The organism is Acetobacter sp. AC2005 (genome assembly GCF_037901235.1).
GTDB lineage: Bacteria > Pseudomonadota > Alphaproteobacteria > Acetobacterales > Acetobacteraceae > Acetobacter > Acetobacter oryzoeni.
In genome coordinates, this window is the sequence record NZ_CP149625.1 from 2,249,404 (window position 1) to 2,274,462 (window position 25,059).

At 54.7% G+C, this 25,059-nt stretch carries 19 protein-coding genes; 16 read left to right on the forward strand and 3 right to left on the reverse strand.

Going from position 1 to position 25,059, the window contains the following annotated elements; all coding sequences use genetic code 11:
• Nucleotides 1-11 precede the first annotated feature (11 nt).
• Together mutS and QQM41_RS10805 are read left to right on the forward strand one after the other, a co-directional pair.
• Nucleotides 12-2,666, forward strand: coding sequence for a DNA mismatch repair protein MutS (gene mutS, locus QQM41_RS10800; RefSeq protein WP_339077116.1), 2,655 nt, complete (start codon nt 12-14; stop codon nt 2,664-2,666).
• A gap of 5 nt (nt 2,667-2,671) precedes the next feature.
• On the forward strand, nt 2,672-5,662 hold the full coding sequence (locus QQM41_RS10805) for a [protein-PII] uridylyltransferase (protein WP_339077117.1): 2,991 nt from the start codon (nt 2,672-2,674) through the stop codon (nt 5,660-5,662).
• Nucleotides 5,663-5,666: 4 nt separating this feature from the next.
• Here QQM41_RS10805 and QQM41_RS10810 read toward each other — a convergent pair whose 3' ends face one another.
• Entirely contained in the window at nt 5,667-6,539 is an 873-nt protein-coding gene (locus QQM41_RS10810; protein WP_339077118.1) for an NUDIX domain-containing protein, read from the reverse strand.
• A 181-nt stretch (nt 6,540-6,720) separates the two neighbouring features.
• On the opposite strand from QQM41_RS10810, the gene QQM41_RS10815 reads away from it, so the two are divergent.
• From QQM41_RS10815 to QQM41_RS10835, 5 genes are all read left to right on the forward strand, one after another.
• Entirely contained in the window at nt 6,721-8,472 is a 1,752-nt protein-coding gene (locus QQM41_RS10815; RefSeq protein ID WP_196332641.1) for an ABC transporter ATP-binding protein/permease, read from the forward strand.
• A gap of 96 nt (nt 8,473-8,568) precedes the next feature.
• Nucleotides 8,569-8,862, forward strand: coding sequence for a hypothetical protein (locus QQM41_RS10820; RefSeq protein ID WP_050820085.1), 294 nt, complete (start codon nt 8,569-8,571; stop codon nt 8,860-8,862).
• Nucleotides 8,863-8,979: 117 nt separating this feature from the next.
• On the forward strand, nt 8,980-9,285 hold the full coding sequence (gene rpmB, locus QQM41_RS10825) for a 50S ribosomal protein L28 (protein WP_050820084.1): 306 nt from the start codon (nt 8,980-8,982) through the stop codon (nt 9,283-9,285).
• A gap of 229 nt (nt 9,286-9,514) precedes the next feature.
• Complete coding sequence (gene fusA, locus QQM41_RS10830) at nt 9,515-11,599, forward strand: elongation factor G (protein WP_050820083.1); 2,085 nt, start codon at nt 9,515-9,517, stop codon at nt 11,597-11,599.
• A 147-nt stretch (nt 11,600-11,746) separates the two neighbouring features.
• Nucleotides 11,747-12,772, forward strand: a complete 1,026-nt coding sequence (locus tag QQM41_RS10835) for an alpha/beta fold hydrolase (RefSeq protein ID WP_050820427.1) — start codon at nt 11,747-11,749, stop codon at nt 12,770-12,772.
• 47 nt (nt 12,773-12,819) lie between these two features.
• Here QQM41_RS10835 and QQM41_RS10840 read toward each other — a convergent pair whose 3' ends face one another.
• Nucleotides 12,820-15,618, reverse strand: a complete 2,799-nt coding sequence (locus tag QQM41_RS10840) for a phosphoenolpyruvate carboxylase (RefSeq protein ID WP_339077119.1) — start codon at nt 15,616-15,618, stop codon at nt 12,820-12,822.
• Nucleotides 15,619-15,788: 170 nt separating this feature from the next.
• Between QQM41_RS10840 and QQM41_RS10845 the strand changes: the two genes are divergently transcribed.
• The 9 genes from QQM41_RS10845 (at nt 15,789) to QQM41_RS10885 (ending at nt 23,799) form a co-directional block, all read left to right on the forward strand.
• Nucleotides 15,789-17,087 (forward strand): DUF445 domain-containing protein, encoded by a 1,299-nt coding sequence (locus tag QQM41_RS10845; RefSeq protein ID WP_339077120.1) that lies wholly within the window; start codon nt 15,789-15,791, stop codon nt 17,085-17,087.
• A 123-nt stretch (nt 17,088-17,210) separates the two neighbouring features.
• Nucleotides 17,211-17,675: an SUF system Fe-S cluster assembly regulator gene (locus QQM41_RS10850; protein WP_339077121.1), complete on the forward strand. Its 465-nt coding sequence runs from the start codon at nt 17,211-17,213 to the stop codon at nt 17,673-17,675.
• A gap of 3 nt (nt 17,676-17,678) precedes the next feature.
• Nucleotides 17,679-19,169 carry a Fe-S cluster assembly protein SufB gene (gene sufB, locus QQM41_RS10855; RefSeq protein ID WP_019088378.1) on the forward strand — a complete coding sequence of 497 codons (1,491 nt, stop codon included), beginning with the start codon at nt 17,679-17,681 and terminating at the stop codon, nt 19,167-19,169.
• Nucleotides 19,170-19,182: 13 nt separating this feature from the next.
• Nucleotides 19,183-19,953, forward strand: a complete 771-nt coding sequence (gene sufC / locus QQM41_RS10860; protein WP_339077122.1) for a Fe-S cluster assembly ATPase SufC — start codon at nt 19,183-19,185, stop codon at nt 19,951-19,953.
• Nucleotides 19,954-19,970: 17 nt separating this feature from the next.
• Nucleotides 19,971-21,233, forward strand: a complete 1,263-nt coding sequence (gene sufD / locus QQM41_RS10865; RefSeq protein ID WP_339078105.1) for a Fe-S cluster assembly protein SufD — start codon at nt 19,971-19,973, stop codon at nt 21,231-21,233.
• The gene (locus QQM41_RS10870) at nt 21,233-22,480 is read left to right on the forward strand and encodes a cysteine desulfurase (protein WP_339077123.1); all 1,248 of its coding nucleotides are present in this window, start codon (nt 21,233-21,235) and stop codon (nt 22,478-22,480) included. The genes sufD and QQM41_RS10870 overlap by 1 nt, the downstream gene beginning before the upstream one ends.
• A complete protein-coding gene (sufU, locus tag QQM41_RS10875) occupies nt 22,477-22,929 on the forward strand; it encodes a Fe-S cluster assembly sulfur transfer protein SufU (protein WP_050820076.1) in 453 nt (150 codons plus the stop codon). The genes QQM41_RS10870 and sufU overlap by 4 nt, the downstream gene beginning before the upstream one ends.
• Nucleotides 22,916-23,404: an SUF system Fe-S cluster assembly protein gene (locus QQM41_RS10880; RefSeq protein WP_003624097.1), complete on the forward strand. Its 489-nt coding sequence runs from the start codon at nt 22,916-22,918 to the stop codon at nt 23,402-23,404. Before sufU ends, QQM41_RS10880 begins: the two co-directional genes overlap by 14 nt.
• A gap of 26 nt (nt 23,405-23,430) precedes the next feature.
• Nucleotides 23,431-23,799, forward strand: a complete 369-nt coding sequence (locus QQM41_RS10885) for an iron-sulfur cluster assembly accessory protein (protein ID WP_339077124.1) — start codon at nt 23,431-23,433, stop codon at nt 23,797-23,799.
• Here the strand turns inward: QQM41_RS10885 and QQM41_RS10890 are convergent.
• A complete protein-coding gene (locus tag QQM41_RS10890; protein ID WP_339077125.1) occupies nt 23,753-25,051 on the reverse strand; it encodes a 23S rRNA methyltransferase in 1,299 nt (432 codons plus the stop codon). The genes QQM41_RS10885 and QQM41_RS10890 overlap by 47 nt on opposite strands.
• Nucleotides 25,052-25,059 lie beyond the last annotated feature (8 nt).

The following is a 25,059-nucleotide window of genomic DNA, read 5'->3' on the forward strand; positions in this document are numbered from 1 at the left end:
ATGATAGCGGCATGACACGCATTTCCTCCAAAGGTGCTACGCCAGCAATGGCGCAGTGGTTCACCCTTAAGGCCGAAAATCCTGAAGCCCTGCTGTTTTTTCGCATGGGTGATTTTTACGAACTGTTTTTTGATGATGCCACAGCCGCAGCGGCTGCGCTGGATATTGCCCTAACAGCACGTGGCACACATGCGGGGGAACCGATTCCCATGTGTGGGGTGCCTGTCGCGGCAGCTCCGGCCTATCTTGCGCGTTTGATCCGGCGCGGCTTCCGGGTGGCAGTGGCAGAACAGACAGAAACACCCCGTAAAGGCAGGCCAGCAAGCAAGGGGCCTTTGGCGCGTGGCGTTGTAAGAGTCATTACCCCCGGCACGCTTACAGAAGATGAACTGTTGGAGCCTGGGCGTTCTAACCTTTTGCTCGCATTGGCACTCACCGCGCCGCAAACAAAGGGAAAAGGCAAAAAAGCAGAGGCATCCTTTGCCGATACAGTTATTGGTGCTGCGTGGATTGATGTTTCAACCGGGTTGTTTGAAACTGAAAGCCTGACAGGCAAAGGGCTTCCTGCGCTTTTAGGCCGTCTGGACCCTGCGGAAATTCTTGCGCCTGCCATTCTTAATCTGGCGGATTACGAGGCCCGCCGTGCGCCAGAAACCGTGGCATCGGGCGCAGATACGGCACGCCAGCGTCTGGCCGGTGCTTTTGATGTGGCCAGCATAGAAGCCTTTGGCACCTTTACGGATGAAGAAAGCGTGGCCGCTGCCATGGCGGTGGAATACGTTCAGCGCAGTCAGGCAGGCAAGTTGCCGCGTCTGGCACATCCTGTTCCGCAAAATGAAAGTGGCATTCTAGGCATAGATCCGGCCACACGCGCCAGTTTGGATATTTTACGTGCGCGGGACGGAGGGGATGAGCACACACTATTTTCTGCCGTAAACCGCACGGTCAGTGCAGCCGGGGCACGTATGTTGGCAGAATGGCTGGCTGCCCCGCTTACACATGCAGGCCAGATAGCCACCCGGCAGGAAGGCTGGTGGTGGCTGAAGGAAGATGCGGTGCGACGTGAGGCGTTGCGCGGGACGCTTAAAAAAGCACCAGATATTGCACGCGCACTCGGCCGTTTATCCCTTGGGCGTGGGCAACCGCGAGATCTGGCCGCCATGCGCGATGGCCTTATGGTGGCGCGGGAAGCTGCGCGTATTCTCACGGCTGCTGATGCCGTATTGCCTACGGCGTTACATCAGGCGGTTACACGGTTGGGCGGAGGGCAGGCGCTGGAGGCCGAACTGGCACGTGCGCTGGCGGAAAACCTTCCGGCTCGGTTGGATGATGGCGGTGTTATTGCGCAAGGCTATGATGCCAAGCTGGATGAATACCGTGGATTGCGAGATGATTCACGCCGCCTGATAGCGGGCTTACAGGCCAAATATGCGGCACATTATGGGCTGAACAGCCTTAAAATTCGCCATCACGCCCAGCTTGGCTATGTGATGGAAGTGCCCGTGGCAGCCAGCGCCAAGCTTAAGGACAAGCCAGAGCTTATCTTGCGGCAAGGCACAGCCAGCAATGCGCGTTTTGCTACAGAAGAACTCTCAACGCTGGATGCCCGCATAACCGAGGCCGCAGAAAAAGCATCCCAGCGTGAAAAAGAATTGTTCGGCGCGCTGGTTGAGCAGGTTTTGGCAGAACGCAGCATGCCGATTTTGGCGCAGGCTTTGGCCGTGCTGGATGTTTTGCAATCCTGTGCAGATCTGGCGGGGAATGGAACGTGGTGCCGGCCAGAGGTGACTGAGGATTTTGCTTTTGCGCTGGAAGGATGCCGCCACCCAGTGGTGGAAGCCGCCCTGCCAGCCGGCACGCGTTTTACGCCCAACACGTGTGATCTGGCGCCACAGCAGCGCGTTATGCTGCTAACCGGGCCAAATATGGCCGGTAAATCCACCTATCTGCGCCAGACAGCACTGGCGGTTATTCTGGCGCAAGGCGGTTTTCCCGTTCCGGCTGATCGGGTACGAATCGGGGTGGTGGATCAGCTTTTTTCCCGCGTGGGTGCTTCGGATGATCTGGCGCGCGGGCGTTCCACCTTTATGGTGGAAATGACGGAAACAGCCGCCATTCTTAACCAGGCTGGCCCGCGTTCTTTGGTTGTGGTGGATGAGATCGGGCGTGGCACGGCCACGTTGGATGGTTTGGCAATTGCATGGGCTGTGTTGGAGGCTTTGCATTCAAGCGTGCGCTGCCGTGCAATCTTTGCAACGCATTTTCATGAACTTTCGCGCTTGGTGGATACACTCCCGCGGCTTTCCCTGCATACTATGGCGGTGCGGGAATGGCGGGGACAAATTGTGTTTTTGCATGAAGTGCTTGCAGGATCAGCCAAAAAAAGCTGGGGTGTACACGTTGCGCGGTTGGCCGGTGTACCACACGCGGTGGTGGACCGGGCAGAGCGCCTGCTGCGGGAGCTGGAACGTGCTGAAAATACAATACCCGAACCGCTTCCGCTGTTTGACACGCAGAAGACATTACCCCCTGAGCCCCAAAATACGTTAAGTAAGCGTTTGATGGACATTGACCCGGATAGCCTGACACCCCGTGCCGCGCTGGATCTTCTGTATGAATTGCGCAAGGAAGCCGCGCAGGAAGACCACGCACAGGCAGCAGGCTAGATACTATGACGCCAGACCCCATTCAGGAGCAGAACTCGCCTCTCATGCCCACCCCTTCCGTAGAGCCTGCCGCCGCGCAGCAGTCCGACATGACCATGCTGGCTACCCTAACGCCAGAAATGCTTTCTGCGTGTCTGACGCGGGAATTAAGAGACGCAACACCGGAAGATGCGGCTATTCCTGAGCGGGATGATGCTGTTGCCATTTTCCGCCGTCATCTGGGGCGGTATCAGGCAGATATACGCAACCGGTTTGAGCGGCATGAGCTTAAAGGCGCAGGGGCAGCCAAAAAGATAGCTGTTTTTACAGACGTGATGGTGCGCGCCATTGTTGATCTGGCCGTACGCGCCACCATTGGGGCGGGCACTGTAGAAAGCGGCGTATTGCCCAGCTTCGCTATTGCCGCCACGGGTGGTTACGGGCGTGGGCTGCTGGCACCTTTTAGCGATATTGATCTGCTATTTCTGGTAGCAGAAGAAAGTGCAGAGCGCGCACATCCGCTTATTGAATACGTGCTGTATTTTCTGTGGGATCTGGGTGTGAAGGTGGGGCATGCCACCCGCACCATCAATGAGTGTATTGAGGAAGCTAAAAAAGACACCACAGTGCGTACCGCGCTGCTGGATGCACGTTTGCTGGCCGGGGATTCAGCCCTTTTTGCCACGTTTGAGGCCCGCTACATTCTGTCTTGTGTGGATGCAGGTGCCGCTGGTTTTATTCATGACAAGCGCCGTGAACGTCTGGAGCGTCATCGGCGCTTTGGTGATAGCCCATATCTGGTAGAGCCCAACATAAAGGAAGGGCGCGGGGGACTGCGTGATCTGCAAACCCTGTACTGGATGTGCCGCAACACTTTTGGCACCCGTCACGTTAAAGATCTGCTGGCTCCAGAATTTATCTGGATGGGCCTGCTAACGGAGCAGGAAGCCGCACGTGCCCGCCGCTCTTGGGACTTTTTGTGGACGGTACGTTTGCATCTGCACTACGTGGCAGGGCGGGCGGAAGAACGGCTGACTTTTGATATGCAGCCCGTTATTGGCGCACGCATGGGGTATACCCGGCATGGGCGGCAAAATGGGGTGGAGCGCTTTATGCGCCACTACTTCCTGACAGCTCGGGAAGTTATGCGTTTAACCCATGTTCTGGAACCCGCAGTGCTGCGGCAAGCTCAGGGGCCGGTGGCTAACGCAGCCAAGCCAGACGAGGCTATGCGGCAAGCCGGGTTTACCCTGCTGGACGGGCAGATTTTGCCTGATCGTGGCGTAAGTTTCGATCAAGAACCCATTAAAATGATGCAGATTCTGGATTGGGCGCGTGTGCGTCGCCGTCCGCTGCATCCATTGGCGCGGCATCAGCTTATCCGGTGGGAGCGTAGAGCCACCAGCCTGCGGGACAACCCGGAAGCTTCACGCATTTTTCTTGATCTGCTGTGTGGTGATGAATCTACGGTGGAGCAAAAGCCACGTCGTCGCCCAGCAACGGCTTCTGTACCGTCTGTGGTGGAAGAAAGTGGTCTGCCTTATTCCGCGGCTTATGGGGAATATCCACCCGCAGGGCATGCACACTGGCTGCATATTCTGAACGAAACCGGCATTTTTGGCCGCCTGATTCCAGATTGGGCGCGCATTGTCGGGCAGATGCAGTTTGATACGTACCACGTGTTTACTGTGGATGAGCACACCATAGAAGCCGTGCGTATTTTGGATGAAGTGGCCTCTGGCCGCATGGCGGATGAAATCCCCATTGCGTACGAATTGGTAAAGGGGCTGCATTCTAAACGGGCGTTGTATATCTCCGTTCTGCTGCACGATGTTGCCAAAGGGCGGGGTGGAGATCACTCCGAAATCGGGGCGGAAATTGCCGCTGAACTCTGCCCGCGCCTCGGGATGTCCGGTGAAGAAACAGAAACAGTTTCTTGGTTGGTGCTGCATCATCTGTTGCTGAGCCATACGGCGTTCCAGCGCGATATTGATGACCCCAAAACTATTCTGGATGTGGCAGATATTGTGCAGTCTCCAGAACGGCTGCGTCTGCTGCTTCTGCTAACCATTGTTGATATGCGTGCCGTAAGTTCCCGCGTGTGGAACGCATGGAAAGCCACGCTGCTGCGTGAGTTGTATGTGCGTGTGGCAGAAGTTCTGGCCGGTGGCCTAGCCACGACGGAACGAGATGTGCGTGTGCGCCATGCCAAGGAAATTACAGCCGATATTCTGGCAGAAGAAGGCGTTCCGCAAAAAGATATCGAACGCTTTTTGGGGCTGGGATACGCCGGTTACTGGCTTTCCTTCGATTATGAGACACATCGCCGCCACGCACGGCTTATCCGTGCGGCAGATGCCAAGGATGCACCGCTTACAGTAGAAGTGCTGCCTCTGCCTGCGCGTGGGGTTACGGAAGTTACCATTTACACGGTGGACGTGCCGGGCCTGTTTTCCAAAATAGCAGGGGCCTTGGCGTTGGCTGAGGCTTCCATTGTGGATGCACGCATCCATACCATGACACACGGTATGGCGTTGGATACATTTTGGATTCAGGATACCTCCGGCCAAGCGTATGAAGAAACGCACAAGCTTGCCCGTCTGGCATCTCTGATCGAACAGGGGTTAAGCGGCCATATTGATATTAGTGAAGAAATTGCCCGAGCCGGCTTTGGGCACATGCCCATGCGTATGCGCGCCATTCATGTGCCGCCGCGCGTGGTGATAGATAACGGAATTTCCAACACCTACACCGTTATCGAAATCAACGGGCGCGATCGTCCCGGCCTGCTGCATGATGTAACGGCCGCCATGAGCCGTGAAAACCTGCAAATTGCCTCTGCCCACATCACCACCTACGGCGTGCGAGCCGTGGACGTTTTTTATGTGAAGGACCTGTTTGGTCTGAAAATCACAGATAAAAAACGTTTGGAGGAAATCCGCGAGCGCTTGCTGGCCGGGCTAAAGGAAGCAGAAGCCGAGGCCAGCGCTTGTGCAGATGCGCGCTATTCAGCCTGAAATATCAGGCTGAAACAGGATGGTGCCCGGGGCTAGCCGCGGAAAGGCCGTGGTTAAGCCCCGCCCGTAGCTGCTGGCCTTCGGGTGTGTTGGCGTCTATCAGACCGTGGCGCAGGAACAGGTCAATCAACACCAGATTAACGTTGAACTTAAATTCATCCGTATCACGCACAATCTGAAACACTTTAGCCAAAGGCAGCAGCGCGAAAGATTCTACCTCGCCGTCCGCTGCTTCTGGTTTGAAGGCTTCAGGTAGATAGAGATCATAGCAGACTAAAATATCCCGCCTGAGCCCTTCAGGCCGCTCCATGGCATAAACCAGATGCCCTGTTTCCTGCGCCTGAGCCACAAGATCATGCGGGATGCTGGCTTCTTCTGCTGCTTCCTTGATCAGGGCTTCACGCGGTGTGTGGCCAGCGGGTACGCCACCTGCAACCAGATGGTCCAGCTTGGATGGGTCCAGCCGCTTGTTTGCGGCACGACGGCCTGTCCATAGGTAAAGGCCATCTGCTTTGCGTACCAGCCCGTTCATGTGCACGCCTGTGGCAACCAACCCAAAAAGAGGCAAGGCGCCGCGGTCAATGCGGGCAATGGCAGGTTCACCTACATCTGTTCGCACATCAAATAGTTCGTGGTGGGAGCGGTAAAAACCTTCCTGTGCCAAGGCTTCGCCCAACGCTTCCAGTTTGCTTGGGTCTGGCAGGTTAAAGCCGGTTGCACGGTTGCCCAGACCTTCTTTTTCCAGCCTGTCAAACAGTTCTGGCGTAATCCACCCGGCAGCCGTACCCGCCAGAGAAAAAGGGGCACGTTTGCCAGGAATGATAGCAGTGTTGCACTGCCTGAGATGCCGAAGAAAAGGCGTGATGTCAGAAGACATGGAAACAAGATCCTGTTGAACTGTGCCTAGCGTGTCTGAAGTTGTTATCGGGTGTGGCAAAGGCGGTGGCAAGGTGTGGCGGGGTTGCAAAATGCGCCCAGCATGGCACATGCGGGTTATGCCACCACGTCGCGCGGCTGCCGGGCCGCTCAAAAAGCCGGTTTCCATAACCCTTTCGCGTTTGCTGCCATATTTGTGGCCACAGGAAAATCGTGCCCTGCGTTGGCGCGTTGTGCTGGTTCTTGTGGTCATGCTTGGGGGCGAACTGGCCACATTGGGTATTCCGCTTGTTTATAGCCGTGTGGTGGATCGGTTTACGCACCCTCATTCGCTGGCTATGGCGCCTGCGGCTTTGATTCTTTGTTACGGATTGGTACGCCTTGCTTCTGCAGCTCTTACCAATTTGCGTGATGCCTTGTTCGCACCAGTCCGGTTTCGGGTGGCAAGGCAGGCGGCTTACCGCAGTTTTGAGCATATGCATGCACTTTCCTTGCGGTTCCACCTTGATCGCCGCACCGGAGGGGTCACACGGGCCATTGAACGTGGCACAGAGGCAGTGGAAACACTGCTGCGGATGATTATGTCCATTTCTCCCACCATCTTGCAGGCAGCATTGGTGATGGTGGTGATCTGGCGTGTTTTTAATTGGCAGTATGTGGCGCTGATGGCGCTGATGATTACGGCCTACATTCTGTTTACCGTGAGATTTACATCTTGGCGGTTGGGAATCCGGCGCGAGATGAATGAAACCAACAGCGAGGCCACAGGCAAAGCCTTAGACAGTCTGCTAAACTACGAAACCGTAAAATATTTTGGGAACGAGAAGCACGAAGCCCAAAGGTATGACAGCGCACAGGCGCGTTACGAACAGGCTGCCAAAAAAACGCAGTATTCCCTAGGTTTTCTCAACTTCGGGCAGGCGGCTATTATCGCCCTGTCTCTTACAGCCATCATGTTGTTAGGTGGGCATGATATTGAGGCGGGACGAATTACGGTTGGCGAGTTCGTTATGGTCAACACGTACCTGCTGCAACTTTATGGACCGCTCAATTTTCTGGGTTCCGTATATTCCGCCATTCGTACCGCCTTGGTTGATCTTGAGCACATGCTGGGGTTGACGGAAGAGGAAGTGGAAGTGGCAGATCCTGCACATCCGCTGCCCATTGCCACACGCTTGCAGGTTTCTGCGCCAGCGCGGGTGGCATTCAGAGATGTGCATTTTGGATACCGGGCCGAGCGTGAAATTCTGCACGGTATCAGCTTTGAGGTAGAGCCAGGCCGTAAGGTTGCCATTGTAGGCACCACAGGGGCAGGGAAGTCCACTATCAGCCGGCTGCTCTTTAGATTTTATGATGTCTGGTCGGGGGCTGTGCTGGTGGATGGGCATGATGTGCGCGATTACCGGCAGGCAGACTTGCGCGCGGCCATTGGTGTGGTGCCGCAGGATACCGTGCTGTTTAACGAGAGCATTGGCTACAACATTGCCTATGGGCGCTTAGGGGCTACGCCAGCAGAGGTGCAGCACGCAGCCCAGTTGGCACAGATACATGATTTTATCATGTCCTTGCCCGAAGGCTATGAAACGCAGGTGGGTGAGCGCGGGCTAAAACTTTCTGGTGGAGAAAAGCAGCGTGTGGCCATTGCCCGCACGATTTTGAAAGACCCACGCGTTCTTGTGCTTGACGAGGCCACGAGTGCGTTAGACACACATACTGAAAAAGAAATACAGGCAGCGCTTAAAACGGTTTCAGCACGCCGCACAACGCTTGTTATCGCCCATCGTTTGTCCACCATTGTGGATGCAGACGAAATTTTGGTTATGGCCAAGGGACACATTGTTGAGCGCGGCACGCATGCAGCCCTGCTGGCCCAGAATGCGGTGTATGCATCCATGTGGGCGGCTCAGGGGGGAGAAAGCGGGCAGGAGACGTGATAAAAGGTGTAGGCCTGCTGGTAAGGCTTGGCTGTGTCTGACGAATCGCGCGCCCGCAGATGATGCGGGCCGCAGAAAAATGAAGGATCAAAAGAGATGACCGAAACAGCAGGGCAGACTCCCGAAGCAGGCCCGAACATGGAAGTGCCTGAAGATCTGGCGCGGTGCGATATGGTCATTCAGCATGCCATTGAGCATTTGCGGAATGAAAAATATCCTCCACTGGCAGTAGCATCCGCGCTTCTGGGTAATTCTGTGGGTATTCTTGCCCAGATTATGGATAAAGATACCGTTTTGCGCATTCTCGACTCAGCTGCTCAGAGCGTTCGATCAGGCGAAGTACATGCGTCTGTTCGGGCACAGACCGGGCAGGAAAACGAGAAAGCCTGAGCAGAACCCTTGACTGAAAGCCGTGGCTAAGCCATAAGCCGCGCCAATCCTGAATGTGGTCGCCGGGCGCTTGTCTCGGCCCTCTGTTCCTATTTTGTATAAGACAAGGATGAGACAATGTCCCGTCGTTGCCAGATTACCGGCAAAGGTGTGCTGACCGGAAACAACGTCAGCCACGCTAACAACAAATCCCGTCGTCGCTTCCTGCCTAACCTGCAGGATGCTTCCTTGGTTTCCGAAATTCTGGGTTCTGCCGTGCGTATGCGCGTAAGCACCCGCGGCCTGCGTACCATTGAACACAATGGCGGTCTGGATGCATTCCTGCTGAGCACGCCTAACCGCAAGCTTCCTGAAGAAGCACAGGTCATCAAGCGCCGCGTTCTGCGCGCTCAGGCCAAAAAGCAGGCAGCCGCAGGCGCCTGATTCAGGGGTTTACCTTATTCAGTGGAGCCGGGTCTGCTCACTTAACAGAGTAGGGCCGGTTTCTGCGGTGTAGATGTCTGGCAAGGTGTCAGACATCGTCGTCTATCGGCCGGTTTCCGGCAGCCGGGTTTCCTGAAGATTTTAACATCACAGGTGCCAATACGGTGCGCGGCGGCCACAGGCGCGAAGGGATTCCCATTCGCGCCTGACCTGTTTTCTGGAGGTTTTCGTGTCCGCCACATCCGATCTGTCCAAGATTCGTAATATCGGTATTACCGCGCATATTGACGCTGGTAAGACGACCACGACCGAACGCATTCTGTACTACACCGGCGTTTCCCATAAGATTGGTGAAGTGCACGAAGGTAACACCACGACTGACTACATGGCTCAGGAACGTGAGCGTGGTATTACCATTACGTCCGCCGCCGTAACCTGTGAATGGGAAGGCCACCGTATCAACATTATTGATACGCCCGGACATATCGACTTCAACATCGAAGTGAACCGCTCCCTCCGCGTGCTTGATGGTGCCGTGTTCATCATTGAAGGTGTGGCTGGTGTGCAGCCGCAGTCCGAAACCAACTGGCGTCTTGCAGACCGCTACAAGGTGCCTCGGATCATCTTCATCAACAAGCTGGACCGTACCGGCGCAGACTTCTACCGCGCATTTGATACGCTGAAAGAAAAGCTGGATATCGTTGCTATCCCGCTGCAGCTGCCAATTGGCGCAGAAGACAAGTTTGTTGGTGTTGTTGACCTGGTGGAAATGAAGGCCATCGTCTGGGAAGGCGGTGAACTTGGCGCGAAGTTCCACGATGAAGAAATTCCGGCTGATCTGAAGGAAAAGGCTGCAGAAGCACGCCAGAACCTGCTGGATACGGCTTTGGCTGTTGATGACGCAGCCATGGAAGAATACTTCGAAAAGGGTGAAGTTTCTATCGAAACCCTGAAGCGCTGCATCAAGAAGGGCGCTATTTCTGGTGAATTCCGTCCGGTTCTGTGCGGCACTGCGTTTAAGAACAAAGGCGTGCAGCCTCTGCTGGATGCCATCATCGACTACCTGCCTGCCCCGAATGACGTTGAAGGTATTCGTTGCGCTCCGCCGGAAGGTGAAGAAGACGAAAAGAACCAGCCCATCATTCCGGTTGATCCGAATGGTAAGTTCGCTGGTCTGGCCTTTAAGATCATTAACGATAAGTACGGCACGCTGACCTTTGTGCGCGTTTATCGTGGCGTGCTCAAAACCGGTGATACGGTTCTGAACACCACCAAGGGCCACAAGGAACGTATCGGCCGTATCTATCAGATGCATGCTGATAAGCGTGAAGAACTGACAGAAGTGCACGCTGGTGACATTGCTGCGTTTGTGGGCCTGAAAGACTCCCAGACAGGTGATACGCTGGCAGACCCGGCTGATCCGGTTGTTCTGGAACGTATGTCCTTCCCGGTTCCGGTTATCGACATCTCCGTCGAACCGAAAACCAAGGACGCAGTGGAAAAGATGACACTGGCCCTGCAGAAGCTGGCTGGTGAAGATCCCTCCCTGCAGCTCAAGACCGATCAGGAAACTGGCCAGACCATTCTCTCCGGCATGGGCGAGCTGCATCTGGACATCATTATCGACCGTCTGCGTCGTGAATATGGTGTGGATGCAAACGTAGGTGCACCGCAGGTGGCATACCGTGAAACCATCACGCAGCCGCATACGGAAACCTACACCCATAAAAAGCAGTCTGGTGGTTCCGGTCAGTTCGCTGAAGTGAAGGTTGAGTTCCAGCCGGTTGAACGTAACGAAGGTATCCTGTTCGAAAACAAGGTTGTTGGTGGTGCTGTTCCTAGAGAATACATCCCGGCAGTTGAAAAGGGTATTCGCGTTCAGTCTTCCACAGGTGTGCTGGCAGGCTTCCCGACTGTGGACTTCAAGTTCACGCTGCTTGACGGTAAGTACCATGACGTTGACTCGTCCGCTCTGGCGTTCGAAATCGCGGCAAAGGCTTGCTTCCGTGAAGGTATGAAAAAAGCTGGTCCGGTTATTCTGGAACCGATCATGGACGTAGAAATCACCACCCCGAACGATCACGTTGGTGACGTGGTGGGTGACCTGAACCGTCGTCGTGGCATGATCCAGAGCCAGGAAACCTCCGGTTCCACCGTTATGGTGCGCGCTTACGTGCCGCTGAAAGAAATGTTCGGTTACATTTCTCATCTGCGTTCCATGACGAAGGGCCGTGCTTCCTTCACCATGCAGTTCCATCACTACGATCCGGTGCCGCGCAACGTTGCTGAAGAAATCATGGCTCAGTCCAAGTAATTTCAGCCGTTTTTCGGTTTCGGAATATAAAGGCCGCTCCCTGCAAAGGGGGCGGCTTTTTTATTGTGTAAAACCAGATTACGTTGCGTGCGCTTCATACAAAGCGGCATGCTATGGCATGAACCTGTGATGCTTTGAGTGTTTGTGATGGCGCAGAAAAGAAACGGAAAGACGAACAAGATGCCAAAGCTGTTTGAATGTGCCCCCGATGAGATCGCGCAGAAAACACGGGTAAACAGGCGTGCGCTTATGCAGCTTACGTTAGGGGGGCTGGCATCTGGCTTTGCTGCGCATAAAGCTTTTGCTCAGGCGCCTTCATTAGCTTTTGCGTCTTCTTCCGTAGATAAAATGCCGCCTATCAACGGGGTGTATGATTGGCGTGCATTGCCACCCACACCGTTGGCGCTTGAGGCCGAAAGTGGAGGCCTGCCTGTTGATACGGGCATGGTGCCAGCGCAGGGTAAGGCGCAATTATATTATGCATCGGCGGGGGAGGGTGTGCCGGTCATGCTGCTGCATGATGGTTTGGCAAACTCCAATTATATGGGAGACCTTGCCCGTGCACTGTTGCGTGCCAGATGCCGTGTGATTGTTATGGATATGCGAGGGCATGGGCGCAGCACAATGGGTGCCTTGCCCTTGGGGTATGATTTGCTGGCAGATGATGTGCTAACGGTTATGGCGTTTCTGCACCTGCGGCGCGTGGCCTTGGTTGGGTGGGGAGATGGTGCCGTGCAGGCGCTAGATGTTGGTATGCGGCACCCCAGCAGCGTCAGCCGGATATTTGCTTTTGCACCGTGGAGCACTCCAGATGGTCTCCTCTCTCGCGCAGAGGATATTCCTGCTTACAAATCCTTTATGGAAAGAACGCGGCAGGAATACAGGCAGATTTCTTCTATGCCCCATCGGTTTGGAGATATGGAAGCCGCAGTGCAGGCCATGCGCAGCAGGCAACCCAACTGGACAGATGCAGATCTTATGAGAGTGACAGCACCACTATGGGTGGCTGCCGCAGATCATGATGGTGTTGTGGGGCGTGTGCAGGCCGAGCATATGGCCGCTACGGTAGAAGGGGCTGGGCTTTTGGTGTTGCCCAATACCAGCCACTTTGCCTTTTTGCAGAATCCGCAACTATTTACGTTGGCGGTAGAAAGCTTTTTGGGCGGACGGTAAACTATATGGGGCTGCCGGTAAGGCAGCCCCTTTTTTGCAAAAGTGCCTTAGCCAAATGCACCAATGTTGTGCATGATGGCGACGCTGATTTCACGAATAAGCTCGAACATCTGTTGCATTGGCACAAAGATGTCTCTGTGTTCGCGCTCGTAAATACCTTCTTCGCGCGGGCCACGTGGTTCATGAAAATCAAGGTTGGTTGGGCCTGTGCTGGTGGGGAAGATATGCTCAAGTTCTTCCAACACTGCCGGAATATCCAGGCACAGTATGTGTTGCATCATGACGTCATGGTTAAAGCCACCACGCGGCATAAAGAAGGGCACGCGGCATGCCAGCAGCCATATCTGCTCAATAAGCATAATACGAATGGCATGTAGAAGCCGGATCTGTGGTTCCGTGCGGGGTGCATGTTCCCACGCTTCTCTCAACGCAAGATGGTCGGCCTGAATACGGCGGAACATGGTCAGCAACTCGGCAGATAGATCAAGCTTTTCCAGATCCTGCAGCAGGGAGAGAAAAGCCTTCCGGCGCGCTGGTGTTTTTTCCTCTGTGGCGCGGTCGAGCCAGAAGCCGGGGTCCAGCAAACAGACAACGCTTTTCAAAACCTTATCATCCGAGCAGGTAAGCCCATGCTGGGCAAAATCCAGAGCACGATGAAAGCGCGGGCTGGATGTGCGGAATGTTTCAAAGGTTTCTGGGTGGCGGCGTACGGCAGCCCCTAAGCCCTGCAAGGTGTTGGCGCACCATCCTAACTGCTGAAGAATGGCGTTGTTGGGGATGGCGCGTAACTGGCTTGGGTGAGTAATACGCTTGTGGGTTGCACTTTCTGCACTTTGACGTGCAGGGGGGCGAGAACCGGTTCTATCAATAAGCGATGGACCGAAAGCCCCCAGCAGCGCGGCATAACCGGGGTCTTCCACCAGTTTTTTCATGCCCTCACTAATGCTGGAGAAGAAATCGGCCGAAAAATCGGGCTGATCATAAATCGGGTCTTCTTCCTGCTGTAAGGGCAGAAACAGGTTTTCTGCAATGGTGGCCAGCGTAGCGCCTGCCAGTTCTGGCGTGCCAAACAGCAGATAACCATCACCACCTTGAAAAGCCGTTTCCTCACGGCAGGCAATGCCTGTGGTTTTAAACCGTGCACGCACATGCGATGGAGAAAGGTAATCCAGCCGATCTGCCATACGGAAGGGATGCGCACCGCGGCCAATGCTTTCACCATGCGTATCAAAAAACACCACGGTGATATCCTGCATGTCCCACCGCACCAGCAGATCATGAATACGCAGGCGCAGGCGCTCTATCAGGTACGTTGCGGCCAGCTGGCCAACATATCGGCCAGAATCGGAATATCCGAACTGGAAGCAGATGCGGCCAATACGGCGGATATACGCACGCCATGCAGGAGAGCGCAGGGCTTCTTCTACAATGTGCTCACCGTTCATGAGCGCATCTTCTGTTTCAAACAGTGGCGAGATTTCAATTTTATCTGCCACGCCAAAGCAGGAGGCCACCCATAGGGCCGAGAGCAGCGTGTAACCGGTTTCTGTTTCTGCAATCAGGAAGCGGACAGGCGTATCGGAATCGATAAATTTGACCATCTGCGCAATGGTCATCATCAGCCGTCCGGCACTGGAGGGATCGCTCAGCAGCGCACCAAAGTCCACAGGAACAGGCGTTACAGCTTCCAGCGCTTCGTTAATCTGGTTCAGCAATGCCCGGCGATGGGCCGGATTGTTGGGGTCATCCAGCAGGTTCAGCTTCTGGCGAACGAAGTTGTGTATCTGGGAGGCATTGAGCCGCACATGCGTATGGGCCAACCCCAGCCCATGCGCCAGAAAGCCTGCCCGGGCAACAGCCAGTGGAATGCGTGCAGAAGGCGGCGCGCTCTTGATAGCGGTTTCAAGCAGGCCATCCAATTCCGCAGCATGTGTAAGCGCAGTGTTGCGCTGAGAAACCAGAAGTTTTGCAAAATGCGCAACAGCCTGGGCATCACTGGGGCCAGCAGGAACGGCGCTGATCTGTTCCTTTACGCAGGCAATGGCCCGTTGCAGTTTTTCTGTTAGCTCTGGCGCCAGTAAGCCTTCATGCATGATCTGGCTTTCCAACCGCATCAGTTGGAACAGCTTCATGCGCAGCCGCAGGCGTAGGGTATCCCACCAGCCAATATCTGTGCGGCCATCGGTATCATAGCCCACCCAACTGGTTGCAATAACCGGGCAGGGCTTCAGGCTTGTCCATTCCTGCGGCCAGCGTGTGGCGGCTTCTTCCAGTAGGGCCGTGGCCAGCAGATCCATGGCATCCCGCGCACGGGTGATGGCTTGCGCGGCCAGTGTAAATTCTTCTTCCAGCGTGGGTGGGGCTGCGCGTCTGTGCGTTTCAAAAAATGGCGCTTCCTGCGGGGGAATGGCTTGAGAAGCACTTTCTGCCAAAGCCGCATACACAGGATTGCTCAGGGCAAACGTGGGGTGTGCAGTAAAAACCGCAGCAAATTGAATAGCGGAGATGCGTGCCTGATACTCTGCAAAAGAACCGGTAGGGCATGCTTCGGCTATCGCACGCGCGACATTGCGGAGCTTCTCTTTAGTGGCTTCAAGGGTCGCGCCACCTACGTAGCGATGCAGCTTACGAGCGCGTGCCAAAAAGGCTTCATCACGCAGCTTTTGCACCAGGCTCACAATATCTGTTTGCGAGATTTCCTTGCGGTCCAAAGCTTCTCCAAGCCGAAGCGCAATGCCCATTACAGGATTTGTGCCTTCAGCTGCAGTGCCGGCATCTGGATGTGCAGTAGCGGACGCAAGGATACTGTCCAAACGGGAAAGAGAAGATGTGTTATCCATAGTCATAAGGGCGTCCTGAAGGTTCCTGTAATAGAACAGTTATAAAGCCGGAATGAATCGAAATAACAACGAAATAGCTTGAAGAGAGTGATGAACAACTTTTCACGTCTATGTTTTGTATGCAACCAGCTCACGCACTCTTGGGGGTGTTTGCGCACAGTGCTATTGAGTGAGTTATGACATCTCATCCTCATCAGGACGCGGATTTCGCTGCCCGCCAGACACTGCGGCGATACAAGAATGCAGCTACGGGGCTGGTTGGCCTTATGGCTGGGGTAACGGTGCTGGGTTACGCAGCACCCGCAGCCGGCTGGGTGAGGGATGGATTCTGGCTGGAAATGCTGCGTGCCGGAGCGCGTGCCGGTGTTGTAGGCGGCTTAGCAGACTGGTTTGCCGTGGTTGCGCTGTTTCGTAGGCCTATGGGGCTTCCTATCCCGCATACTGCTATTCTGCCCGCGCAAAAGGATAGGCTTGGCCGGGCGCTGGGGCGGTTTGTTGCTGGGCAGGTGTTTACCCAAAAGGAAGTTGAGCGTGTATTGGGGCAGGTGGATCTGCCAGCTTTTCTGGCGGATATGCTGGATGACCCCGGCACGCGGGATGCCTTGGTAAAATCAATCACACGCTCCTTGCCGCAGATGCTGGACAGGCTGGAAGATGGCCGCGCCAGTAATGCAGTTGCCCGTGTTATGCCCAAGCTATTGGGGGGCAGTAATCTGGCGCCTATTATCGCGCGGGCCCTGCGTAGCCTTGTGGATGATGATAAGCATCAGGAAGTGCTCTCCTTCCTGCTTGAGCAGATCAAAGATGCGTTACAATCCAAGGAAGGCGCATTGCGCCAGATGATTGAAGAACGCGTGCGTGAGCAGGGTGGGCGTTTGCTCGGGTGGGCCATAGGTGGTTCCATTGCTACCAAGGTTCTGTTGGCAGCAGCCAAGGAACTTGAGCGAATCGATCCACAGAACTCCAGCATCCGTGAAGGCTTTACCAGTTGGGTGCGTGGCCAGATTGACCGCATAGAAACAGACCCGGAAAAGGGCAAAGAGTTTTCTCAAACCATCATGGGCGTGCTCTCTCATGAAAGTGTTGTGGGCTGGTGGGGAGATATCTGGCAGCGCTTCCGCCGTATAGTGGAAGCAGATGTGGAAGACCCGGAAGGGCGCATTGCATCTGTGGTGCAGGATGCACTTGAACGCATGGCTGCCCAGATGCGCTATGATCAGAACATGCGGCAGCGGATTATGGATAGCGTAAACCGCACGGTTCTAAAGATGCTCCCCTTCATGCGGGAACGTATGGCAGAGTTTATTGCGCGCGTGGTTTCAAGCTGGAATGCTGTTGAAATAGCTGAAAAACTGGAGCTTCGGGTTGGTAAGGACCTGCAGTTTATCCGGTTTAATGGCACCCTTGTCGGCTTTGGGGTGGGGGCATTGCTGTTTGCCGTATTGCGGCTTCTGTTTGGGCTGAACGCACAGTAGGGCGGCCGATCACGTTTGCGATGGATGTTTTTGTCTGCTTGTTTTGGGTTGACGCAAGAGCAGTGTGTCGCCATGTATCCGAAACAGGACCGCTCAGGTCTTTAATTGGGTCAAGGGCAGATAATGCTGAAACTTTCCCGCCTGGCGGATTATGCAATCGTCATCTTGGTGAAACTGGGTGAACAGGCAGGCGTTGTTACGTCTCCAACACTTGCAGCCATTACAGGGGTGCCAGAGCCAACGGTGGCCAAGGTGCTCAAGGTGCTCTCTGCGCATGGGTTTGTGCTTTCCCAGCGTGGGGCAAAGGGCGGATACCGCCTTGCCAGACCGTTGGTAGATATTTCTGTAGCCAGTGTTATTACAGCCGTAGATGGCAAGATTGCGCTCACAGCCTGTGTAGATAGCGGAGAGTGTGATACCGGCGTGTCGTGTGGTCTGTGTGGCAGCTGGGATACCATCAATCAGGCCATACGAACCACGTTGGAGGGTATTTCCTTGGAAAGCATGCGCAGCAAGGCATCGTGTTTTTCAAACATGCCACGATCCAATGTGCAGCCCAGCGCTGCTATGCCACGTGAGGGGATCTGAACCATGCCGGCAGTTACTGAAACCCGCGAAGCGGTCGAAAAGCTCGGCCAGTCCACCTACAAGTGGGGTTTTGAAACAGATATTCAGATGGACCTCGCCCCGAAAGGGTTGAATGAGGACATCGTACGCCTGATTTCTGCGCGTAAGAACGAACCTGAATGGCTTCTGGAATGGCGGCTGACGGCGTTCCGCAAATGGCAGTCTATGAAGGAACCTACGTGGGCCAAGGTTTCTTACCCGCCGATTGATTATCAGGATGCGCATTACTATGCTGCCCCGCGCAAGAAAGAAGGCCCGAAATCTCTGGATGAGGTTGATCCGGAACTTCTGAGAACCTACGAAAAATTGGGTATTCCCCTGCATGAGCAGGCTCTGCTGGCTGGTGTGGAATTGCCCGAAGGTGAAACAGCGCGGCCGCCCGTTGCTGTAGATGCGGTGTTTGACAGTGTTTCTGTTGTCACCACCTTCCGCAAAACGCTGGAAGAAGCAGGCGTGATCTTCTGCCCGATTTCTGAAGCCGTGCAGGAACACCCTGAGCTGGTGCGGAAATATCTCGGCAGCGTGGTGCCGGTGGCAGATAACTTTTATGCCGCACTGAACTCTGCCGTGTTTACAGATGGTTCCTTTGTTTACGTGCCCAAAGGGGTGCGTTGCCCAATGGAGCTTTCCACGTATTTCCGTATCAATGCGCGCAACACAGGGCAGTTTGAACGCACCCTGATTGTGGTGGAAGATGGAGCTTCGGTTTCCTATCTAGAAGGCTGCACAGCCCCCATGCGGGATGAAAACCAGCTTCATGCCGCAGTGGTAGAACTGGTGGCGATGGAAGATGCCTCCATCAAATACTCTACGGTGCAGAACTGGTACCCCGGTGATTCCGAAGGGCGCGGCGGTATTTACAACTTTGTGACCAAGCGTGGCGCATGCCGTGGGGCACGCTCCAAAATTTCCTGGACACAGGTGGAAACAGGTTCTGCCATTACATGGAAGTATCCATCCTGCATTCTGCAGGGTGATGGATCTGTGGGTGAATTCTATTCCGTGGCTGTTACCAACAACTGCCAGCAGGCAGATACAGGCACGAAGATGATCCATATCGGGCGTAATACCCGTTCTACTATCATTGCCAAAACAATCAGTGCAGGGCGGTCAGACAGCACATATCGCGGTCTGGTGCGCGTGCAGCCCAAGGCTTCTGGCGCACGTAACTTCACTCAGTGCGATAGTTTGCTGATTGGTGATGAATGCGGCGCGCATACTGTGCCGTATATCGAAAGCCGGAACATGGCAGCGCGTATTGAGCACGAAGCCACAACATCCAAGATTTCAGAAGATCAGCTTTTTTATTGTCGCCAGCGCGGCCTGTCTGAAGAAGACGCGGTTGGGCTGATTGTAAACGGTTTCTGCCGGGATGTTCTTAAGGAACTGCCCATGGAATTTGCTGTGGAAGCACAGAAACTGTTGCAGATCAGCCTTGAAGGCAGCGTAGGTTAAGGGAGTACAGAACATGAGCCAGTTTTTGGAAATTTCCGGTCTGTGCGCCCGGATTGATGCCGATGGGCAGGAAAAGCAGATCCTCCGTGGTGTGGATCTCACCATCCCACTGGGTGAAGTGCATGCCATTATGGGGCCAAACGGGTGCGGCAAATCCACCCTTTCCTATGTTCTGGCCGGGCGTGAGGATTATGAAGTCACGGCTGGTTCTGTCACCTTCAAGGGGCAGGATCTGCTGGCTATGGAGCCGGAAGAACGTGCTGCGGCTGGCCTGTTTCTGGCCTTCCAGTCTCCTATTGAATTGCCGGGTGTAAATAACGCCAACTTCCTGCGCACGGCGGTTAATGCCGTGCGTCGCGCCCGTGGGCTGGAAGAACTGGATGCTGTTGCGTTCCTGAAAATGGCGCGTGAGGCAGCCAAGTCTCTCTCCATGGCGCCGGATATGCTCAAGCGTAACGTCAATGTCGGTTTCTCTGGCGGTGAAAAGAAGCGCAATGAAGTGTTGCAGATGACACTTCTGCAGCCTTCCTTTGCCATTCTGGATGAAACCGATAGTGGGCTGGACGTGGATGCCCTGCGTATTGTGGCGGAGGGGGTGAACCGTCTGCGCTCACCAGATTTCTCTGCTCTGGTTATTACGCATCACCAGAAGCTGCTGGATTATCTGGTGCCAGACCGCATTCACGTTATGGCCAAAGGGCGGATCATTTTGTCTGGTGGGCCAGAACTGGCCAAGAGAATTGATCAGGAAGGCTACACCAAGTTTCTGGCGGAGGCGGCGTGAACGCGATCAGCAAAGATATGAGTGGCCCTCTGTCTTCGTTCGCGCAACGCCTGAACGATGTTGAGGGGGCAGAGCGGCAAGCAGCCATTGGCGCACTGCTCAGAACCGGCCTGCCAGACAGGCATGTAGAGGCATGGAAATATACCAGCCTGCGCCCGTTGTCGGCGCAGGAGTTTCAGGCCCCACCAGCGCAATATGATGCAGCGCAGGCAAAAAGCCTGCTGGATAACCTGCTTAGCCAGCATGATGCCGTGCAGTCTCTGCCGCGCATTGTGTTTGTAAATGGCCGGTATGTAAAAGACCTTAGCCTTCTGCCTGAAGGTGTGGATGTTTCCTTTTTCAACCAAAAGAGCCTGACATCAGATGTGCAGGCCAGCCCGGACAGAGATCCTCTTGTCGCGCTGAACACGGCTCTGGTGGATGATGGGGCGATATTGCACGTTGCCAAAGGTGCGGATGCAGGGCGTGTGCTCCTGATCTCCTTGGGTGTTGCCGGGGATACTGCAATTTCTTTCCATCCACGCCATAGCGTGGTGCTGGAAGAAGGGGCGCATCTTTCCTTGCTGTCACTCAGCGCTGGTGTTGGGCCGTATTTCCATAATCCGGTTACGGAAGTAACTGTGGGGGAACGCGCCAAACTCTACCATACCACTTTGCAGACCGAAGGCCCGCAGGCCATAGCGCTGGCAACAACCTATGTGCAGGTTGCTGGGCATGGTGTTTACAATAGCTTTGCCCTTGGTTTGGGTAGCCTGTTGTCTCGGCATGAAGTGCATGCGCGCTTGAATGCGCCACATGCTCAGTTGCATGTGAATGGTGCGCAAAACCTTGCGGAACATCAGGTAGGGGATATTACCAGCGTCATCACTCATGCTGCTTCGGACTGCATTTCCCGCCAGACTGTAAGGAATGTGCTGGATGGTCATGCGCGGGGTGTTTTCCAAGGCAAGGTGCTGGTTGAGCAGGTTGCCCAGAAAACCGATGGCTACCAGATGAATCAGGCATTGCTGCTTTCTGAAAACGCAGAAATTGATGCAAAGCCTGAACTTGAAATCTACGCGGATGACGTGCGTTGCAGCCATGGGGCAACCGTGGGTGCGCTGGATGATGATCAACTGTTTTATATGCGCAGCCGTGGTGTGCCAGAGGCACAGGCCCGCCATATCCTGATTGCAGCGTTTCTGGATGAAGCTCTTTCTCTGATTGAAGATGAAACGGCGCAGGAATACTGCCGCGCCATGCTGGCAATCCGTTTTTCTGCTGAAAGGAAGGCCGCGTAATGTCTCATCCTTCTATTACAGACACATCCGGGCTGGATCTGGCTGCTATTCGTAAGCAGTTTCCTATTCTGTCCGAAAAAGTGCACGATCGCCCGTTGGTGTTTCTGGATAGCGCTGCTTCGGCCCAAAAGCCGGATGCTGTTATCAATGCCATGGTGCACACCATGCACCATCAGTATGCCAACATTCACCGCGGTCTGTATTGGCTGAGTGAACGTGCGACCGAGACTTACGAAGCTGTACGAGATCAGGTTGCGGGCTTTTTGAACGCACCTTCGCGGGAAGAAATTGTTTTCACCCGTAACAGCACAGAAGCCATCAATCTGGTTGCGTATTCCTTTGGCTCTTTGCTTACGCCGGGGCAGGCTGTGGTTATTTCCGAAATGGAACACCACGCCAATCTGGTGCCATGGCAGATGCTGCGTGACCGTATGGGTATTGAGCTGCGCATAGCCCCGATTACTGATGCCGGTGATCTGGATATGGAAGCGTTCGGCCAGCTTTTGTCTGATGGCAAAGTGGCCCTTGTTGCCATCACCCATATGTCCAACGTGCTGGGCACCATTACGCCTGCGCGCCAAATTGCCGATATGGCGCATGCAGCTGGAGCGCTGGTGCTGTTTGATGGGAGCCAGGCCGTCGTGCATCATCGCACCGATGTGCAGGCTCTGGGGGCGGATTTTTACACCTTTACCGGGCATAAGCTGTATGGCCCAACCGGCATTGGCGTTTTGTGGGCGCGGCGCGCACTGCTCGAAGATATGCCGCCGTTCATGGGCGGGGGAGATATGATCTCCACCGTGACGTTTGAAAAATCCACGTGGGCCAATGTTCCGCATAAGTTTGAAGCGGGTACTCCTGCAATTGTAGAAGCTATTGGCTTGGGTGCTGCCATTGAATGGGTGGAAAAGTTTGGTTTTGATGCCATTGCGGCACATGAACAGGCTTTGACGACCTATGCGCTGGAGCGTCTGGCAACAGTGCCGGGGCTAAACGTAGTTGGGCACCCCAAAGAGCGCGGCGGCGTTATTTCCTTCACCATGGCAGATGTGCACCCGCACGATATTGCTACTTTGCTGGACCGTAACGGTATTGCCGTGCGTGCGGGCCACCATTGTGCAGAACCGCTTATGCGCCGCTTGGGTTTAACCGCCACAGCACGCGCCAGCTTTGGTATTTATACCGTGCAGGAAGAAATAGATGCACTTGCCGATACGCTGGTGCGTATCCGGGAATTTTTTGTGTGACACAAACCGTGCCGGATTCTGATGCCCTGTATGACCGTGTGATTGTAGAGCGTGCACGCGCTCCACAATACGCAGGCAAGCTGGAAGCACCTTCCGTACAGGGTGAAGGCAAAAACCCCATGTGTGGGGATAAAACACGGGTGGATATCGCGTTAGATGCAACCCATATCCAAAGCGTGCGCCATACCACACGAGGGTGCGCCATTTGCGCAGCAGCGGCTGATTTAATGGCGCAGCAGGTTTCTGGTTTGGATGTTGCGCAAGCTGTCAGCTTATCTGGTCGGTTTTCTGCCATGCTGGTGGGGGAAGCTTCTCCTGCAGCAACGGCTGATACTTCATTAGGGCCGTTAGAGGTTTTCCAGCCTCTGCGGTCTCACAAGGCACGGATACGATGTGCCGAACTGCCTTGGATTGCGTTAAAGGAGGCGCTTTCTCATGCCGACGTCTGAAGACGTGCATGCTCCCGTTCTGCCAGAGGTAGAAAAGGAAGCTAAAACAGCAGAGGCTTCTGCCGATGTGCTGCATGCTGACCATGCGCCTGCCGGAGATGAAGCCGGAAAAGTAGAAAGCTGGACACCGGATGAAGGGGCAGAACAATCTGCCAAGCCTCCAGCTGCCGGTGCTGTTTCGGAAGATGCGGTTATTGAGGCGATTGCCACAGTGCATGACCCGGAAATTCCGGTAAACATTTACGAACTCGGCCTGATTTACGCGATTGATCTGTATGATGATGGCCGCGTACGTATTGAAATGACACTAACAGCCCCCAACTGCCCCAGTGCGCAGGAACTGCCTGTGCAGGTGAAGGAAGCAGTAGAAAAAGTGCCGGGCGTGAAATCTGCCGAAGTAGAAGTGGTGTGGGATCCGCCGTGGGATATGTCGCGTATGAGTGATGAAGCCCGTCTTGCGCTGAACATGTTCTGAACCGCAAACTCAGGTGAGGGTATAAAATGTCTCAGAAAACGGCTGCGGCTCCCGTAAAGCGGGGGCTTCCTCCTCTTATGCGGGTGTCTCAGGCTGCGGCAGATCGGTTGCAGCATTTGTATGCCACAGCACATGCAGGCCAGTTGCTACGCATTTCTGTCAGCACCAAAGGCTGCTCTGGCAAAGCATATGACATGCAGTTTGTGGATGCGCCGGGTGAAGGGGACGAAGTGGTGAAAGACCACGGCGTAACCCTGCTGGTGGATCGCAAAGCCACGCTTTACCTGATTGGTTCTGAAATGGATTATCAGGAGGGTGATCTGGAAGCAGGGTTTGTGTTTGCTAACCCTAACGAGAAAGGCCGTTGCGGCTGCGGCGAGAGCTTTCACGTTTAAAGCTGCAAACAGCTTCAATTTCTGCAGACCATAAAAACTGGTCAATTACCGTTACATTTTCCACCGTATATCCGGCTTTGGCCAGCAGGCTTGCATCCTGCGCCAAGGCTGCGGGATTACAGCTTACGTAAACAATGTGGTTGGGTAACCCTTGCGCAATCTGGCGCATTTGCAGCTTTGCCCCTGCATGTGGCGGATCCAGCACAACCACAGCAGAGGCTGCTATTTCCTTAGCTAGAAGAGGCTGGTGGTTCAGATCTCGGCAGAATGCGCTGATACGTGTGCCGCCAGTCGCCTTTTTTAAGGCGTCTAGGGCAGGAGCATAACCTTCGTAAGCGTTTACGCGGGCACGTTCTGCTAGCGGGAAGGTAAGGGTGCCGCAGCCAGCATAAAGCTCGGTAATAATATCCCGACGGTTCAGCTTGGTCGGCAGGCTTTTTACAACGGCATCTTGAATATATATTTCGCTCTCACGCGTTGCCTGGAAAAAAGTTCCGGCAGGCGGCGTAATCTGGTGAGAAGCGATTGTCTGAACAACAGAGCCCGATTGTGCCGCAACTTCCGGCAACCCTGTATCTTTGATCAGCTGCCAACTGATGCGAGGAATATGCTGCTCTGTAGCTAATTGCGCTAAACGGACACGATCTGGTGCAGTTAGAGGCCCATCCGTTTGCAACAGAACATCCAGCCCGGAATCCAGCAAATTGATATGCAAATTGGCTTCGCGCCGAATGGCATTTAAGCTGCGGAGCGTGGCCCGAAAAGCGGGCAGGGCAGCCAGAATATCGGGGTGCAATACAACGCAGCTCGTAAGATCTGTAACCGCGTGGCTGTTGCGTGCATGAAGCCCAATAATAATGCCATCAGGCTGGCGTCTTACAGCCAGATCTGCTCTGCGGCGTGAATGAGGCTGTACCTGCTTGGCAGAAAATACTGGCAGATTGGTAAAACCTGCCTTTTGCAAAGCGTGCTGAACAGTAGCCGCTTTCCACTGCAAAATAGCAGCAGGCTTTACATGCTGGAGCGTGCAACCACCGCAATGTTCAAACAAGGAGCAGGGTGGTGTTTGCCGTTCTGGTGCAGGCTGAAGCACCTCAACAAGCGGCCATTTTCCATCTGAACTTTTTGTCAGACGAACACGCTCACCAGCAAGGGTTTCTGGAATGTAGGCCATACGCCCATCTGGCGTACGCACGGCCCCATCACCTTGCGTTGCCAGATAAAGAACGTCCGTATCGTAGGTTTCAGTCACAGACGTGT

What these genes read in the sequence shown, in the direction of transcription:
- QQM41_RS10805 (WP_339077117.1), top strand. Translation starts at nt 2,672, where the DNA reads ATGACGCCAGACCCCATTCAGGAGCAGAACTCGCCTCTCATGCCCACC.
- mutS (WP_339077116.1), top strand. Translation starts at nt 12, where the DNA reads ATGACACGCATTTCCTCCAAAGGTGCTACGCCAGCAATGGCGCAGTGG.
- QQM41_RS10820 (WP_050820085.1), top strand. Translation starts at nt 8,569, where the DNA reads ATGACCGAAACAGCAGGGCAGACTCCCGAAGCAGGCCCGAACATGGAA.
- QQM41_RS10850 (WP_339077121.1), top strand. Translation starts at nt 17,211, where the DNA reads ATGCTGAAACTTTCCCGCCTGGCGGATTATGCAATCGTCATCTTGGTG.
- QQM41_RS10880 (WP_003624097.1), top strand. Translation starts at nt 22,916, where the DNA reads ATGCCGACGTCTGAAGACGTGCATGCTCCCGTTCTGCCAGAGGTAGAA.
- rpmB (WP_050820084.1), top strand. Translation starts at nt 8,980, where the DNA reads ATGTCCCGTCGTTGCCAGATTACCGGCAAAGGTGTGCTGACCGGAAAC.
- QQM41_RS10845 (WP_339077120.1), top strand. Translation starts at nt 15,789, where the DNA reads ATGACATCTCATCCTCATCAGGACGCGGATTTCGCTGCCCGCCAGACA.
- QQM41_RS10870 (WP_339077123.1), top strand. Translation starts at nt 21,233, where the DNA reads ATGTCTCATCCTTCTATTACAGACACATCCGGGCTGGATCTGGCTGCT.
- QQM41_RS10810 (WP_339077118.1), bottom strand. Translation starts at nt 6,539, where the DNA reads ATGTCTTCTGACATCACGCCTTTTCTTCGGCATCTCAGGCAGTGCAAC.
- QQM41_RS10840 (WP_339077119.1), bottom strand. Translation starts at nt 15,618, where the DNA reads ATGACTATGGATAACACATCTTCTCTTTCCCGTTTGGACAGTATCCTT.
- QQM41_RS10885 (WP_339077124.1), top strand. Translation starts at nt 23,431, where the DNA reads ATGTCTCAGAAAACGGCTGCGGCTCCCGTAAAGCGGGGGCTTCCTCCT.
- QQM41_RS10835 (WP_050820427.1), top strand. Translation starts at nt 11,747, where the DNA reads ATGGCGCAGAAAAGAAACGGAAAGACGAACAAGATGCCAAAGCTGTTT.
- sufB (WP_019088378.1), top strand. Translation starts at nt 17,679, where the DNA reads ATGCCGGCAGTTACTGAAACCCGCGAAGCGGTCGAAAAGCTCGGCCAG.
- sufD (WP_339078105.1), top strand. Translation starts at nt 19,971, where the DNA reads ATGAGTGGCCCTCTGTCTTCGTTCGCGCAACGCCTGAACGATGTTGAG.
- sufC (WP_339077122.1), top strand. Translation starts at nt 19,183, where the DNA reads ATGAGCCAGTTTTTGGAAATTTCCGGTCTGTGCGCCCGGATTGATGCC.